General features: G+C 58.5%; 10 protein-coding genes. 5 read left to right on the top strand and 5 right to left on the bottom strand.

Annotated features, from left to right (window positions below):
• The first annotated feature begins 42 nt into the window (after window positions 1-42).
• Together ACR0AO_RS05570 and ACR0AO_RS05565 are read left to right on the top strand one after the other, a co-directional pair.
• The gene (locus tag ACR0AO_RS05570; RefSeq protein ID WP_480600961.1) at window positions 43-1,005 is read left to right on the top strand and encodes a helix-turn-helix transcriptional regulator; all 963 of its coding nucleotides are present in this window, start codon (window positions 43-45) and stop codon (window positions 1,003-1,005) included.
• Between the two features lie 128 nt (window positions 1,006-1,133).
• Window positions 1,134-2,120 (top strand): MBL fold metallo-hydrolase, encoded by a 987-nt coding sequence (locus ACR0AO_RS05565; RefSeq protein ID WP_480600958.1) that lies wholly within the window; start codon window positions 1,134-1,136, stop codon window positions 2,118-2,120.
• Between the two features lie 224 nt (window positions 2,121-2,344).
• On the opposite strand, the gene ACR0AO_RS05560 is transcribed toward ACR0AO_RS05565, so the two are convergent.
• The 5 genes from ACR0AO_RS05560 to miaA all read right to left on the bottom strand — a co-directional run bounded on the left by ACR0AO_RS05560 (window position 2,345) and on the right by miaA (window position 10,109).
• Window positions 2,345-4,432, bottom strand: coding sequence for a dipeptide ABC transporter ATP-binding protein (locus ACR0AO_RS05560; protein WP_480600955.1), 2,088 nt, complete (start codon window positions 4,430-4,432; stop codon window positions 2,345-2,347).
• A 97-nt stretch (window positions 4,433-4,529) separates the two neighbouring features.
• The gene (locus ACR0AO_RS05555; protein WP_480600953.1) at window positions 4,530-5,993 is read right to left on the bottom strand and encodes an ABC transporter permease; all 1,464 of its coding nucleotides are present in this window, start codon (window positions 5,991-5,993) and stop codon (window positions 4,530-4,532) included.
• Between the two features lie 14 nt (window positions 5,994-6,007).
• Window positions 6,008-7,054, bottom strand: coding sequence for an ABC transporter permease (locus ACR0AO_RS05550; RefSeq protein WP_480600950.1), 1,047 nt, complete (start codon window positions 7,052-7,054; stop codon window positions 6,008-6,010).
• Window positions 7,055-7,194: 140 nt separating this feature from the next.
• Window positions 7,195-8,865: an ABC transporter substrate-binding protein gene (locus ACR0AO_RS05545; RefSeq protein ID WP_480600947.1), complete on the bottom strand. Its 1,671-nt coding sequence runs from the start codon at window positions 8,863-8,865 to the stop codon at window positions 7,195-7,197.
• Between the two features lie 350 nt (window positions 8,866-9,215).
• Window positions 9,216-10,109: a tRNA (adenosine(37)-N6)-dimethylallyltransferase MiaA gene (gene miaA, locus ACR0AO_RS05540; protein WP_480600945.1), complete on the bottom strand. Its 894-nt coding sequence runs from the start codon at window positions 10,107-10,109 to the stop codon at window positions 9,216-9,218.
• Between the two features lie 98 nt (window positions 10,110-10,207).
• Here miaA and pyrH point away from each other — a divergent pair, with 98 nt between their 5' ends.
• The 3 genes from pyrH (at window position 10,208) to ACR0AO_RS05525 (ending at window position 14,298) form a co-directional block, all read left to right on the top strand.
• Complete coding sequence (gene pyrH / locus ACR0AO_RS05535) at window positions 10,208-10,957, top strand: UMP kinase (protein WP_480600943.1); 750 nt, start codon at window positions 10,208-10,210, stop codon at window positions 10,955-10,957.
• A 253-nt stretch (window positions 10,958-11,210) separates the two neighbouring features.
• A complete protein-coding gene (locus tag ACR0AO_RS05530; protein WP_480600941.1) occupies window positions 11,211-12,797 on the top strand; it encodes a BCCT family transporter in 1,587 nt (528 codons plus the stop codon).
• 274 nt (window positions 12,798-13,071) lie between these two features.
• Window positions 13,072-14,298, top strand: a complete 1,227-nt coding sequence (locus ACR0AO_RS05525) for an aminotransferase class V-fold PLP-dependent enzyme (RefSeq protein ID WP_480600938.1) — start codon at window positions 13,072-13,074, stop codon at window positions 14,296-14,298.
• Window positions 14,299-14,356: the final 58 nt, after the last annotated feature.

Here is a 14,356-nt window from a genome sequence, read left to right as displayed (position 1 = left end):
TTACACTTTTTCTGATCCTTCACATCGGAAAAGCGCTGCCTCATGTCATTTGATCGTCCTGAAATTCCGCCTGAAACGCTGGCCAACTGGCAGAAACTGGTCGATCTCGTTGCGCGGCTCGCAGATGTTCCGGCCAGTCTGATCATGAAGACCGACGCGCCGGACCATGCGGTTCTGGTAACCTCGGATCATCCGGAAAACCCTTATCCGGTCGGCATGGAGTTTCGGCTGAATCCCAAGCTTTATTGTCAGGGTGTGTTTGCCCGTGACGGCGAGTTGGTGGTCGAAGATGCCGCCTGTGATTCCGATTGGCGCGACAATGAGGATCTTGAACATGGCATGACGTTTTATATCGGGTTGCCGCTGAAATGGCCCGATGGCGGTATCTTTGGCACCATTTGCGTGCTGGACCGCCAGCGCAACCGCAGGGCGCTGTTGTTCCGCGAAGGGCTGACCCAGTTCGCGCGCATGGTCGAATCGGATTTGGCTTTGTTGCAAGAGGTTTACCTGCGTCGCGAACTGGAAGAAAAGCTCAATGAGACTCTCGTGCATCTGGAAAACCGCGTGCGTGAAAGAACGCGGGAGTTGCAGGAAACCAATACGGCATTGCGGGTTCTTCTGAGCAGCGTCGAAGAGGATCGAAAACGGCGGGACGCCGAGATTCTGGAGCAGGTCAGAGGCATGGTTCTGCCTTATCTCGACAAGTTGCGTGACCAGATTGGCGCGTCCGAGGCGCATCTGATCTTTCTTGATATGGCGGAGCGGAACCTGCGCGAAATAACTTCGTCCATGTCGGACAAGCTGTCGGACGCCTTCTCGGTCATGACGCCCACCGAGATTGAAATCGCGCAGATGGTGATGTCGGGAAAGACCACAAAGGATATTGCCAAAGCCCTGTCGCGAGAGACGTCGACGATCGATTTTCACCGCAACAATATTCGCCGCAAACTTGGTCTGGGAGGGCAGGGAAGAAACCTGCGCAGCCATTTGCTCGCGATTTCGTGATTATGAAATATGGGTTTTTTCCCCATATTCTCCCCCGATTATTCCGATCTGAGCATATGAAAGTCAGCTTGTTATCCTGCTGAAGACGTCCACGCGCGGGCGGTGAAATCCAACAGGGAGACAAGAACATGGATCGCAAGGATCTCAAACCGACATTGCTGAAGGGTGGCAAAGACGAGCTTGCACCGGGGCTGTCGCGCCGATCTTTCTTTATGGCGGCGGGCGCTGCCGGGGTCAGTGCCGGGGCCGCGATGGTCGGTGCAAAACCGGCCCAGGCGCAATCTCAGGCATGGCTTCAGCCGGGCAACAACAATCACGTGATCGACCTGCAGGGTTCGACCGGGCAGGCCAGCACCGGGGCGGTCGGCATCGACTATTACGGCCATTGCGCCATCAAGATCACTTCACCCGGCGGCGCGACCGTGCTGTTCGATCCCTGGCGTGACGATCCTTCGGGCGCATGGGGGCTGTGGTTCCGCAATGAATTCCCGCAAATCCCCGTGGACATCACCATGTCGACCCACGCCCATTTCGATCATGACGCAATCGAGCGGCCAAGCTCGACCATGGTGCTGGACCGGATGGTGGGGAATTTCGAATTCGCCGACCTCAAGATCACCGGTTTCGCCGACAAGCATGCCTGCGTCGCCCCGGGGTGGTATGAATGGACGAACGCGCTGGCCGAATTTGGGGTTGAAGCCTGCCCGCCCAACAATGTCGGCCACATGGACATGGTGGTCTATCTGGTTGAAACCGGTGGCATCCGCACCCTGATCTGGGGCGACAACCGCCACAATCCGCCGCAGGAATTCTGGGACGCCATCGGTCAGGTGGACGTGCTGACCCTGCCGGTCGACGGTTCGCAGCACATCCTGAGCTATGAGATGGGCAACGACATCGTAGCAAAGCTTCAGCCCAAGGTGATCATCCCGACCCATTATCTGAACGAGGTCACATCCTATACCCTGACAACGCTGCAATCGGCGGATGAGTGGGTGAAGGGGCAGCAAAGCTACAAGATGCTGGACAGCGCCAGCCTGTCGCTTGAGGCAGGAGATGTCGCCGGCATGAATCAGGAGTTCATGCATTTCGGCAACAACGTGATGACGGGATAATAAGACACCAAGTCCTGACCGGACACGTACTCGGGCCGGCCGGGCAATCGTTGCCACTCCTTACCACTCACAGGCAACGCGAAGGGCCAGGTTTTGCCTGGCCCTTTTGCTTGATACCCGTCCAAATGCAGGTCTGCCGAAACAAGAACGCGATGCGCCACGCAAAAAGAAAACCGCGCCAATTCGGGATTGGCGCGGTGTTAGCATTTATTTTTGGTTTGGCTCTATTCCGCTGCGATTTTGATGACGGGTTCCATACGGGCCAGAATGTCTTCCCCCAGGTGACACTTGATCTGATGACCGGCCTCCAGCGTCTTGACCGGCGGCACATCCTTTTCGCACAAACCGCCCGCAACCTCGGACTTCCAGCGGCACCGCGTCTGGAACGGGCAGCCCGGAGGCGGGTTCATCGCCGAAGGGATGTCGCCTTCGAGCACGATATGTTGTTTTTCAACGGACGTGTCGGCAATTGGCACCGCCGACAACAGCGCCTCGGTATAGGGATGATAGGGCGGGCTGAAAACCTGATCGGTCGAGCCCAGCTCCACCACATGGCCCAGATACATCACCATTACACGGTCGCTGAGATAGCGAACGATGCTGAGGTCGTGGCTGATGAACAGCAGCGTCGTCTTCTGTTCGCGCTGGATCTCCATCAGCAAGTCGGTCACGGCAGCCTGCACCGACACGTCAAGTGCCGAGACAGGCTCGTCCGCCACCACGATCCGGGCGTCGCCGGCAAAGGCGCGGGCGATGCCGACACGTTGTTTCTGACCGCCCGACAACTGACGCGGCATCCGGTCGGCGAAGGCGCGCGGCAGCTTCACCAGGTCCAGCAGTTCCAGCATTCGCTTCTTGCGATCGGCCTCGGAGTCGCCGACGCCAAAGATTTCCAGCGCGCGGATGATCTGTCGCCCCACGGTCATCGACGGGTTCAGCGTGTCGAACGGGTTCTGGAACACCATTTGCACTTCGCCCACGGTCTTGGCATCGCGTTCCTCGATGGGCACCTGTTCGATATTGCGGTTGTCCAGCAGGATCTGACCGTCGGTCGCCGTTTCAAGACCCATCAGAACCTTGGCAAAGGTCGACTTGCCGCAACCGGATTCACCCACAATGGCCAGCGTCTCGGATTCATGGGCCTCGAAACTCAGCGTTTCGTTGGCCTTGACCACCTTGGTTTCACTGCCACCAAACAGCGCATTGGCCGCAACCTCATAGTATTTCTTGAGGTTGTCCATCTTCAGAACGACCTTGCCGATTTCCGCCTTTTCCTTTTGTTCGCCCACGGTGATCGGGGCGTTCCAGTCGATCTCCTGGAATTTCAGGCAGCGCGTATGATGCCGGTCGTTGCCCGGAACCACCGACATCACGATGTCCTGTGCGTCGCAGCGGCCTTCCTCGAAATAGTCGCAGCGCGGTCCGAAATTGCAGCCTGGCGGGCGCTCATGGGGCAGGGGGAAGTTGCCCGGAATCGCGACCAGCGGGCGAGCGTTCTTGTCTGCCCCCGGCAACGGGATCGAGCGGAACAGCGCCTGCGTATAGGGGTGCTGCATCTCGTCGAAAACGTCGTGGATCGAGCCGCGCTCGACCGCCTCGCCGGAATACATCACGCAAAGACGGTCGCAGGTTTCCAGGACCAGACCCAGATTGTGCGAGATGAACAGCATCGAGGTGCCGTATTTCTTGCCCAGATCCTTGACCAGTTCGACCACGGCGGCCTCAACCGTCACGTCCAGTGCGGTCGTGGGCTCGTCCAGGATCAGCAGCGCGGGTTTTGACATCAGCGCCATCGCAATAACGATCCGCTGCTGCTGACCGCCCGAGAGCTGGTGCGGGAACGAGTTCAGCATCCGCTCGGGGTCGGGCAGGCGCACATCCGTCACCACTTCCAGCGCGCGGGCATAAGCCTCTTCGGTGCTCACGCCTTCGTGGATCATCGGCACTTCCATCAACTGCTTGCCGATCTTCATGGCCGGGTTCAGCGACGCCATCGGCTCCTGATAGATCATCGCTATTTCGTTGCCGCGGATGTCGCGCAGTTCGTCCGCGCTGATCTCACTCAGGTCCCGGCCCTTGAATTTGATGGTGCCACCGACGATCCGGCCATTCTTGCCCAGATCCTGCATGACGCCCAGCGCCACGGTGGACTTGCCGCAACCGGATTCCCCAACAAGTCCCACAGCCTCGCCGGGCTGTACGCTAACCGAAAAATCCATCACGGCGGGAATTTCCCGCAGGCGGGTGAAAAAAGAAATCGACAGCTTGTCGATCTCGAGGATCGGGCCGTCATAATCCGCCAGTTTGTTCATCTTGTTCTCCCTGTCGGCTCAGAAAATGGGTCCGCATTCATCTGGCCAGAAATATCCCGGGGGGTCCGGGGGGGCTGGCCCCCCGGTCGCTCTCACATCAGTCCTTCAGACTTTCTTCGCGCAGACCGTCGGCCAGCAGGTTCAGACCGAGAACCAGCGACAACAGGGCGAGTGCGGGCGGAAGGGCGGGGTGCAGGTAGATCGACAGCAGCTTGCGCCCCTCGTTGATCGTCGAACCCCAGTCCGGGCTTTCCGGCGGCAGGCCCAGGCCGAAGAAACCCAAGGTGCCCAAAAGGATGGTGGTATAGCCGATGCGCAGGCAGAAATCGACGATCAGCGGCCCGCGCGCATTGGGAAGGATTTCCCACAGCATGATGTACCAGGGACCTTCACCGCGGGTCTGCGCGGCGGCTACGTAGTCACGCGTCTTGATGTCCATCGCCAGCCCCCGCACGATGCGGAACACCGTAGGCGAGTTGACGAAAACCACCGAGACGAACACCACCAGAATCCCGCCGGGCACATCGAAAAGGTCGACATACTCGGGCAGACCCCAGATCGCATAGTCCTTGGTGTTGATAAGGTATCCACCGGTGGAAACCAAAGACAGATAGAGCCAGATCGCCACACCCAATACGCCGATCAGGAGCGGTGTCCTGAACTTGGGGCGTGTGTAGTAGCGCGAATTCAGCAGCACCCCGATAAAGATGATCGGGAAGATGAACAGAACGATGGCCATATAGTTCGGAACGCCGGTTGCGACGATTTCAGGGGTTACCAGAAGATAGAACAGCAGGATCACCGGGAAGGCCAGGATCAGGTTCGCCAGGAACGACAGGAACGTGTCCAAGCGCCCGCCGTAATATCCGGCAGGCAAACCAAGGGTGATGCCGACCATAAAGGCAAACAATGTCGCCAGCGGGGCGATTTGCACCACGATCCAGGCCCCCTTGACCATCCGGCTGAAAACGTCGCGCGCCAGGTTGTCGCCGCCCAGAAGATACCAGGCATATTCGCCTTCTTCGGCACCTGCCAGCGGTGTTCCCGGCAACTTGTTCTTCATGCCCGAAACCTGTGTCAGCGGGTCGTGGGTGACGATCAGATCCAGGGCCCCGAATATGCCGGTAAAAACCCAGAACATCACCAGGCCAAAGCCGATCATGCCGATGGGGCTGTCGTAGAGCTTGCCGTAAAGCCCCAGCCGGCGTTTGAAGGCCATGGACATCGCGAACAGAATGATCAACGCGACCCAGACCGGCATGAATTGTTGTGAGATGGCGCCGACAATTCCGGCACTGGTGCCCATTACGATGCCAAGGACCAGATAGGCCAGCGCCAGGCCAACGCTTGCCAGAAAGGCATATCTGATTGCCGATTGCGACAGGCCGCGAAGACCGCCGGTTGCCTGGATCGTTCCATCCGGATTGGCGATGATCGGTTCTTCGGTGGTGATCATGCCGATCAGGATCCAAAGCACGATGGAAAGGGCCAGAAGCGCAAGCGCGATCTGGATGAGCGGGTTGAGAAAGGCGATAGAGCCTGTCCAGCTGAGTGGTTCCATGATCTATCCTTTCCTTAAGCAATCCGGATGCGCGGGTTGAGGTAGACATAGCCGATATCCGAGATCAGCTGCGTCACCAGAACCACAAACACCGACACCACCGAAATGGCCAAGAGAAGCTGTATGTCGTTGTTGCCCGCCGCCTGAACCAGCGCCCAACCGAAACCTTTGTAGTTGAACAGCGTCTCGACGATCACCACGCCATTCAGCAGCCATGGGAACTGCAGCATGATGACGGTAAAGGGTGCGATCAGCGCATTGCGCAGCGCGTGTTTCATGACGATGTTGGGAAATGAAACCCCTTTTAGCCGCGCGGTGCGGATATATTGCGCCGTCATCACCTCGGTCATCGAGGCGCGGGTCATCCGGGCGATATAGCCCATGCCATATAGCGCGATGGTCAGCACCGGCAGAAAGAAGTTCTCGAAGGTCGGATTGTCCATCGCCTGCGTCGCGGTGCCCTTGAACCATTTCAGGCCCACGGTGGACGAGGTGAAGATGGCGATGAAAATCACACCCGACACATATTCAGGGGTGGCCGTGGTGATGATCGAGAAAGTCGAAAGCGACCGGTCCAGAACCGAGCCTTCGCGCATGCCAGCCAACACGCCGACCAAGAGCGCTGAAGGCACCATCAGAACCAGAACCCAGAACATCAGGTAACCCGTATTGCCCAGACGTTTGCCGACAATGCTCGACACTTCGTCCTTGAAGACGGTGGAATACCCCCAGTCGCCTTGCAGAATACCACAAAATCGCGGTGTCTCTTCCTGCGTTTGCCCCGGTCGTACGCAGGTCCCGACAAACTTGCCGTCAGACAACGTTTTGGTAAATCCAGGCGCTACGCCCAGCCACTGGCCGTATTTGATCAGCACCGGCTGGCGGTAACCGCGATTTTCAAGCCAGTTCTCGACCTGCTCATCCGACATCCGCTGGTTGCCCTGCGTCTTGGCGAGTTTTTCGAGGTTAGGATAGAGATTTGTCAGAAAGAAAACCACAAATGTCAGGCACAATGCTGTCAGCAGCATCACCCCAAACCGTCTGAGGAAAAAAAGTCCCATGATGGCCCCTGTTTTTCAGGTGTTCCGCAGATCATTGGACCATTATCTGGCCTCGAACGTTCCGGCTCTCACCGGTCTGTCTGCGGCTGGAATGGGCGCGCACCGATGACGCGCGCCCAAGAATTTCAATCGGCTGCGGATCAGGCCGCCCAACCCCACTTGTAGTGGTGGTGTTCGAACGCGATATGCATGTCGGTGCCAACCAGTCCGTCTTTCATGTGGCGGTAGAGCGCCCGCCAGTAGGGCTGGATCGTCACGCCTTCTTCCTGGATCAGCGCGGCACCCCTTGCGGCAACTTCGCGGCGCTTGTCGGCATCCGCAATGGCCAGGGCCTCGTCGAGGATCGCGTCGAAATCGGGATTGGCCCAACCAAACTCGTTCCACGCCTCACCCGACTTGTAGGCAAGCGCCCAGATCTGTACGCCCAACGGACGGTGGTTCCAGTTGGTCGAGCTGTAGGGGTATTTCACCCAGTCGTTCCAGAAGGTGCTGCCTGGCAGAACCGTCCGCTTGACCTTTATGCCTGCATCGCGCAGCTGTGCGGCAACGGCGTCGGTGGTATTGCGGCGCCAGTCGTCGTCGATCGAGATGATTTCGTGTTCGAAATCGGCCATGCCGGCTTCTTCCATCAGTTTCATCGCGCCCGCAGGATCGTGTTTCATCGGAGCAAGTTCGGGATACTCCGGATGGATCGGCCCGACATGGGTGTTTTCAGCGACCGCGCCGCGTCCGCCGTAGCCCAGTTCAAGGCAGATCGCATTGTCCACGGCCATCGAAAGAGCCTGGCGCACGCGCTTGTCGGCATAAGGTTGCTTGCCGTCCACTTCTGCCAGTTGGTTCGGACGGATCACGATGGTGCCCATCGTCACCACTTCGGACTTCACATAGCCAAGCCCGTCCAACACGTCGATGAATTCGCCCACCGACTCGTGCAGCATGTCGACTTCGTCTGATTCAATCGCGGCAAGCCAGGAAGATGGATCGGTGCCGTAGTCGATATATTCGATGCGATCCAGTGCCGGACGTCCGAACACAGATTCGCCCCACCAGGCATGGTTTTCGTTGCGCACCAGCGTGCATTTCACGCCCACTTCCAACTCTTCGATCAGATAGGGGCCGGTGCCGACATTGTTTGTCAGGTCGTTCTCGTTGAACGAGCTGTGAACAATGGCCGATGGGTAATCCGACATGCCGGCGATCAGCGAGATGTCCGATTTCGGCAGGTTCAGGCGGACGGTGTGCGAATCCACAACCTCGATACCGCCTTCGATGGCTTGCCCGGTGCCCTCGTCAACCAGTGTGGCGAAGCGGCCCGCCATCGAGTTGGTTTCCGAGCTCTTGTCGCACCAGCGCGCGATGTTGCGCGCCACATCTTCTGCGGTGAAGTCGTCGCCATTGTTCCACGTTACACTTTTGCGGAGATTCAGGGTGTAAACGGTAGCGTCCTCGTTGATTTCCCAGCCTTCAAGCAGCATGCCGCGGAAAGTACCGTCGGAATTGTACTCAACCAGGTATTCCATCGTTCCGCGGGTCTGGTTGCCCATTTCCGACCAATCGTAAGTACGGGGGTCTTTCAGCGGCCGAACGCCCATTTGAACGCGCAGTGTACCGCCCTCTTGTTTGGCGTCCTCACCAGCAGCCAGCGCCGGCGCAGGCAGGCCGATCATGCCATAGGCGGCCACGGCAGTAACACCAAGGCCGGTTGCGCGCGTCAGAAATTCCCGGCGGCTGAGTTTGCCGTCCCGATATTCCTGTGCATGCATTTCGGCGGCCCAGTGTATCTGTGCTCCAGTCATTGTCTCTTTTGTCATGAATGTCTCCCTGTGACGTTCTTATTTAATTGCGGAGGGTTTCGGGATATCCGGGCGACCGAGGATATCGGTCGCATTCATCGTTTCCGTCATTTGGAACCTTTGCATCCCCATGACAGTATTCGGCAACAGAATTCGGGCAAGGTCAATGATTGGAATCGTCATATGAGGCACAAAAACGACATTGTGAGTTGAAATGTCGGTTTCGCAGATGCCCCAAAAAACAGGCTGTGGCACGCGTTTTGTGCAAGTTTTCAAATGGTCCACGCTCTGTCTGTTCGGCGCCCGATAGCTTTTGATCCCAAGATGGGGGCTCGGAAAACTGAAAAACAAACCGATAGTTCTGAAAATTAGGCCGTCAAAACAATGCGATGCCAGTCTTTCATACGTGCCCTGAACCATGTGCGCTGGCGCTTCGCGAATTGGCGGGTCGAAATACCGGCCTTGTCTCGGGCCTCGTCCAGTGTCAGCCTGCCCGCCAGATAACCCATCAGTTCCGGCACTCCGATTGCCTTGCACGACGGCAGCGACGGGTCATATCGATCCCGCATGGCGCGAACTTCGTCAAGCGCACCCTGATCCAGCATCTGATCGAAGCGCCGTGTGATGCGCCCTTGAAGCCAGGTTTTGTCGACATCGAAAACCAACGGAACACAGTCGCCAAGGGGCAAAACCGGCTTTGGCGTTTCGTTCTGCCAGTCCGCCAGCGGGCGCCCGGTTGCCTGCAGCACTTCCCAGGCACGCTGAACGCGGGCGCGGTTTTGTGTGTCGATCCGGTTGGCGGTGGCCGGATCGAGGCCGGACAGGAGATCGGCAAGACTCATCGTGTCGGCCCTGGCGCGAATCCTGGGCGCGGTGGCCGGTATCTCGGCCATGCCTTCGGTCAGTGCGAGGAAATACAGACCGGTCCCACCGACGATGATCGGGCGTGTGCCGCTGGTGAGCAGCGGCTTTACCTCGCGCAGCCAATGCCCGGCGGAATAGACCTTGTCGTAAGGCATGTGGCCGTAGAGGCGATGCCGGGCCTGCGCCTCTTCCTCGGCAGAGGGGCGGGCGGTGATGACGCGCCAGCAGTCATAGACCTGACTTGCATCGGCATTGACGATCATGCCGCCATGACGCCGGGCAATTTCAAGCGCAAGCGCCGATTTTCCTGACGCCGTGGGGCCCGCGATCAGAACGGGTTTGTGGTCGGGAATCGAAGGCAGATGTTCCAGCACCTTCGCCGCATCCGATGCCGCCATATCGTGATCGCCTCATTCCCTGTGATGCTGCATTGAACCTGACCGGCTTTTGCTTCATTTTGCGGCGGAAATAAACCGGTGTCGTAGCGGAGCGCAACATGACCTCTTCCAATATCCAAGCAACCTCTCCCCAGCCGCAGACGAAATTCAGTCGGGTCATGCTCAAGATTTCGGGGGAGGCGCTGATGGGGGACCAGGGATTTGGTCTAAATCCGCCCACGGTTCAGCGCATTGCCGAAGAGGTGAAATCGGTTCACGATCTGGGCGTCGAAATTTGCATGGTGATCGGCGGCGGCAATATTTTTCGCGGTCTCAGCGGGTCGGCGCAAGGGATGGAGCGCACGACCGCCGATTATATGGGCATGCTCGCCACCGTGATGAACGCGCTGGCCATGCAATCCGCGCTGGAAGGCGTTGGGGTGTTCACCCGGGTTATTTCGGCCATTCCGATGGATCAGGTCTGTGAGCCCTATATCCGCCGCCGGGCCGTGCGCCACCTTGAGAAAAAGCGGGTCTGCATCTTTGCCGCCGGTACCGGCAACCCCTATTTCACCACCGACACGGCCGCCACGCTGCGCGCCAGCGAGATGAGCTGCGAGGCGATTTTCAAGGGCACAAAGGTCGACGGCGTCTATGACAAGGACCCGGCCAAATTCGACGATGCAAAGCGGTATGACACCGTGAGCTATGATGACGTTCTGGCCAAACGGCTGGGGGTCATGGACGCGTCGGCGATTGCGCTGGCGCGCGACAACAACCTGCCGATCATCGTCTTTTCGCTGGATGAACCCGGCGGGTTCCGCGGCATCCTGGCCGGACAGGGGACCTATACCAAGGTTCAAAGCTGACCTGATCCTGACAAATGTTGTTTGCAAGCCGGGGCCCGGGGGCCTCGGCTTTTTTGTTCAGAGCGCCAAAATCCGCTTAAAAATGCATAGCTGATGCGTGTTTTCGGCGGTGAAATGCCAACCGCGACGCGAATTGTCCGGATCATTTTCGTCGGTCAGGTCGATTCCAAACGGTGAACAGTCTTTTTTGTCAAACCATCAATCTCGATCACTCCCGATTACAGGTGCATCGAAACCAAGAAGGGAGGGATATATGTCCGAGGCCACAGATTCCGACTATGAAGTCGGACAGGACAACGTTCAGATATTAGGTCTGGATATTCACAATCCGGTTTTTGCCGTTTCGGGCCTGACCATCGTTGCATTCGTGTTTTTCTCGCTCGTGTTCCGCGAGCAGGCGAGTGAATTCTTCGGATGGCTGCGCCCGGCGTTGACCAGCAATTTCGACTGGGTGTTCATGATTTCGTGCAACATCTTCGTCATTTTCTCGCTGCTGCTTGTTGTGACGCCATACGGGTCGATCCGGCTTGGCGGTGCGGATGCAAAGCCCGATTACAGCTATATGGGATGGTTCTCGATGCTGTTTGCCGCAGGCATGGGCATCGGCCTCGTCTTCTGGGGCGTGGCGGAACCGATCTCGCATTATGGCGCGTCGCTGGGCGGAGTGTCGGCTGGCGATGACGGTCTCAGAACCGACTGGGCGCCATTGGGTGCCGGCCTGGGCGATCCAGAAGCCTCCAAAGAACTGGCAATGGCCGCCACGATTTTCCACTGGGGCCTGCACCCGTGGGCGATTTACGCGGTTGTTGCTCTTGCACTGGCCTTCTTCAGCTTCAACCGGGGTTTGCCGTTGACAATGCGCTCGGTCTTTTACCCGCTGTTCGGTGAAGCGACCTGGGGACCGTTGGGGCATATCATCGACGTGCTAGCCGTGTTTGCGACCATTTTCGGCCTTGCGACTTCGCTGGGTCTGGGGGCGACGCAGGCGCTGGCCGGCCTGAACTATCTGTTCGGCGTTCCGGTGACGGACGGAATGAAGGTTCTGCTGATCATCCTGATCACGGGGTTTGCTCTGATTTCCGTGGTCGCGGGGCTCGACAAGGGCGTCAAGCGCCTGTCCGAGGCCAACATGGTACTCGCTGCGGCGTTGTTGCTGCTGGTGCTCGTGGTGGGTCCGACCGTTGCAATTCTGACAGGATTTTTCGACAGCATGATCAACTATGTCGTCGCGTTGCCCGAACTGTCGAACTGGATCGCGCGCGAGGACAGCAACTTCCTTCAGGGCTGGACCACCTTCTACTGGGCCTGGTGGATTTCCTGGTCACCGTTCGTTGGCATGTTCATCGCGCGGATCTCGCGCGGGCGCACCGTGCGCGAATTCATCATTTGCGTGCTGGTCATCCCGACGGTTGTCGGTGCGCTTTGGATGAGCGTATTCGGCGGTGCCGCGTTGGATCAGGTCATGTCGGGCACCGGGCAGGCGGTTTCCGAGGCAGCGCTTGAACTGAAGATGTTCAAGATGTTCGAGGCCTTTCCGCTGACCGGTTTGCTGTCCTTTATCGGCATCATCCTGGTTGTGGTGTTCTTTGTCACCTCATCGGATTCCGGTTCGTTGGTGATCGACACCATTACGGCAGGCGGCAAGACCGACGCACCGACGGCGCAACGCGTATTCTGGTGCATACTGGAAGGCGCAATAGCGATCGTCTTGCTGCTGGGCGGCGGATTGGGCGCCCTGCAGGCCGCCGCGATCGCGACCGGCTTTCCGTTTGCCATTGTTCTGGTTGTGATGTGCTTTTCCATCTTCCTCGGGCTGGTGCGTGAAAAACGCCGCCACTGAACGCCGCCATTGAGCGTTTGGCAAAGAAACTCGAAAACCCCGGCAGTATGTCGGGGTTTTCCGCGTAGGGTCCGGCTTGACCGCCGCATACCGTGCGGTTAGGAATTCGTGTCCTTGGGCCGATTGAATTCGATCTGACGGGCTGCCGACGTTCCCTCAATCCTTCGCAGGGGCCGCGGCTCGGCTGGAAGACCTGCCATGTTGTCGGAGTTGTCCGGGATCATGCGCGGACGATTCCCCCGAGACGTGGAACATGATTGAGGAGACTACGTGCATGAGCCATCTGGATATTGAATTCGTCAGAGCCCAGTTCCCTGCCTTTTCCGAACCCAGCCTGCAGGGGCAGGCTTTTTTTGAGAATGCCGGCGGGTCTTATACCTGCAAGCCGGTAATCGACCGGCTGACGCGGTATTATACTCAACGAAAGGTCCAGCCTTATGGACCCTATGACGCAAGCCGTCTGGCCGGGGCAGAAATGGACGAGGCGCGGGCACGGATGGCTGCGCTGCTGGGCGTCGAGACCGATGAGCTGAGTTTTGGCCCTTCGACAACGCAAAACACTTATGTTCTGGCACAGGCGTTCCGACAGTGGATGCAGCCGGGTGACGCGATCGTGGTGACAAATCAGGATCACGAGGCGAATTCCGGCCCGTGGCGGCGGCTTGCCGATATTGGCGTTGAGATCAGGGAATGGAAGATCGACGCCGATACCGGGTCGCTCGACCTTCGGGATCTGGAAAATCTGCTGGACGGGAAAGTACGGCTGGTCTGTTTTCCGCATTGTTCCAACGTGATCGGTGAAATCAACCCCGTGGCCAAGATCACCGCGATTTGCCATGCCGCCGGCGCGTTTGTCTGCGTCGACGGGGTTTCTTACGCGCCCCACGGCTTTGCCAATATCGGAGAGCTTGGCCCGGATATCTATCTGTTCTCGGCCTATAAAACCTATGGCCCGCATCAGGGCTGCATGGTGATCCGCCGGGCGCTTGGCGAATTGCTGCCCAATCAGGCGCATTTCTTTAACGCAGATGTCCTGTACAAGCGGTTCACTCCGGCAGGGCCGGATCATGCCCAGATCGCTGCCAGCGCCGGCATGGCCGACTATGTCGATCAGCTGTGTGACCATCACGGCGGCCCGGCATCGGGCGCGGCAGAGCGGGGCGCGTTCGTGCACGACCTGATGCGGAAGCACGAAATCGCGCTGCTGCAACCGCTGCTGGATGCGGTCAAAGACCGCAATGCGGTGCGCCTGATCGGCCCCGCCGACGCGGAACGGCGCGCGCCGACCGTCGCACTGGCGCTGAACGGCTCGGTCCAATCGGCCGCCAAGGAGCTTGCGAAACACGATATCATGGCGGATGGAGGCAACTTTTACGCGGTGCGACCACTGCAGGCGATGGGTATCGATCCGGATACCGGGGTGCTGCGGCTGAGCTTTACCCACTATACCTCCATGGGCGAAATCGACCGATTGCTTGACGCGCTGGACCGTGTCTTGTGACCCAGTTCCACAGTCGCGTATTCCGGGCACCCCGAAGGGACCGGAATACGCCCCGACA

It is taken from the genome of Ruegeria sp. AF8 (assembly GCF_056541825.1).
The sequence above is the reverse complement of the archived record's forward strand: the minus strand, read 5'-3'. Positions and strand labels throughout refer to the sequence as shown.

Coding starts and splice junctions, on each gene's coding strand:
- ACR0AO_RS05530 (WP_480600941.1), top strand. CDS start 11,211: ATGTCCGAGGCCACAGATTCCGACTATGAAGTCGGACAGGACAACGTT.
- ACR0AO_RS05555 (WP_480600953.1), bottom strand. CDS start 5,993: ATGGAACCACTCAGCTGGACAGGCTCTATCGCCTTTCTCAACCCGCTC.
- ACR0AO_RS05545 (WP_480600947.1), bottom strand. CDS start 8,865: ATGACAAAAGAGACAATGACTGGAGCACAGATACACTGGGCCGCCGAA.
- ACR0AO_RS05570 (WP_480600961.1), top strand. CDS start 43: ATGTCATTTGATCGTCCTGAAATTCCGCCTGAAACGCTGGCCAACTGG.
- ACR0AO_RS05560 (WP_480600955.1), bottom strand. CDS start 4,432: ATGAACAAACTGGCGGATTATGACGGCCCGATCCTCGAGATCGACAAG.
- miaA (WP_480600945.1), bottom strand. CDS start 10,109: ATGGCGGCATCGGATGCGGCGAAGGTGCTGGAACATCTGCCTTCGATT.
- ACR0AO_RS05525 (WP_480600938.1), top strand. CDS start 13,072: ATGAGCCATCTGGATATTGAATTCGTCAGAGCCCAGTTCCCTGCCTTT.
- pyrH (WP_480600943.1), top strand. CDS start 10,208: ATGACCTCTTCCAATATCCAAGCAACCTCTCCCCAGCCGCAGACGAAA.
- ACR0AO_RS05565 (WP_480600958.1), top strand. CDS start 1,134: ATGGATCGCAAGGATCTCAAACCGACATTGCTGAAGGGTGGCAAAGAC.
- ACR0AO_RS05550 (WP_480600950.1), bottom strand. CDS start 7,054: ATGGGACTTTTTTTCCTCAGACGGTTTGGGGTGATGCTGCTGACAGCA.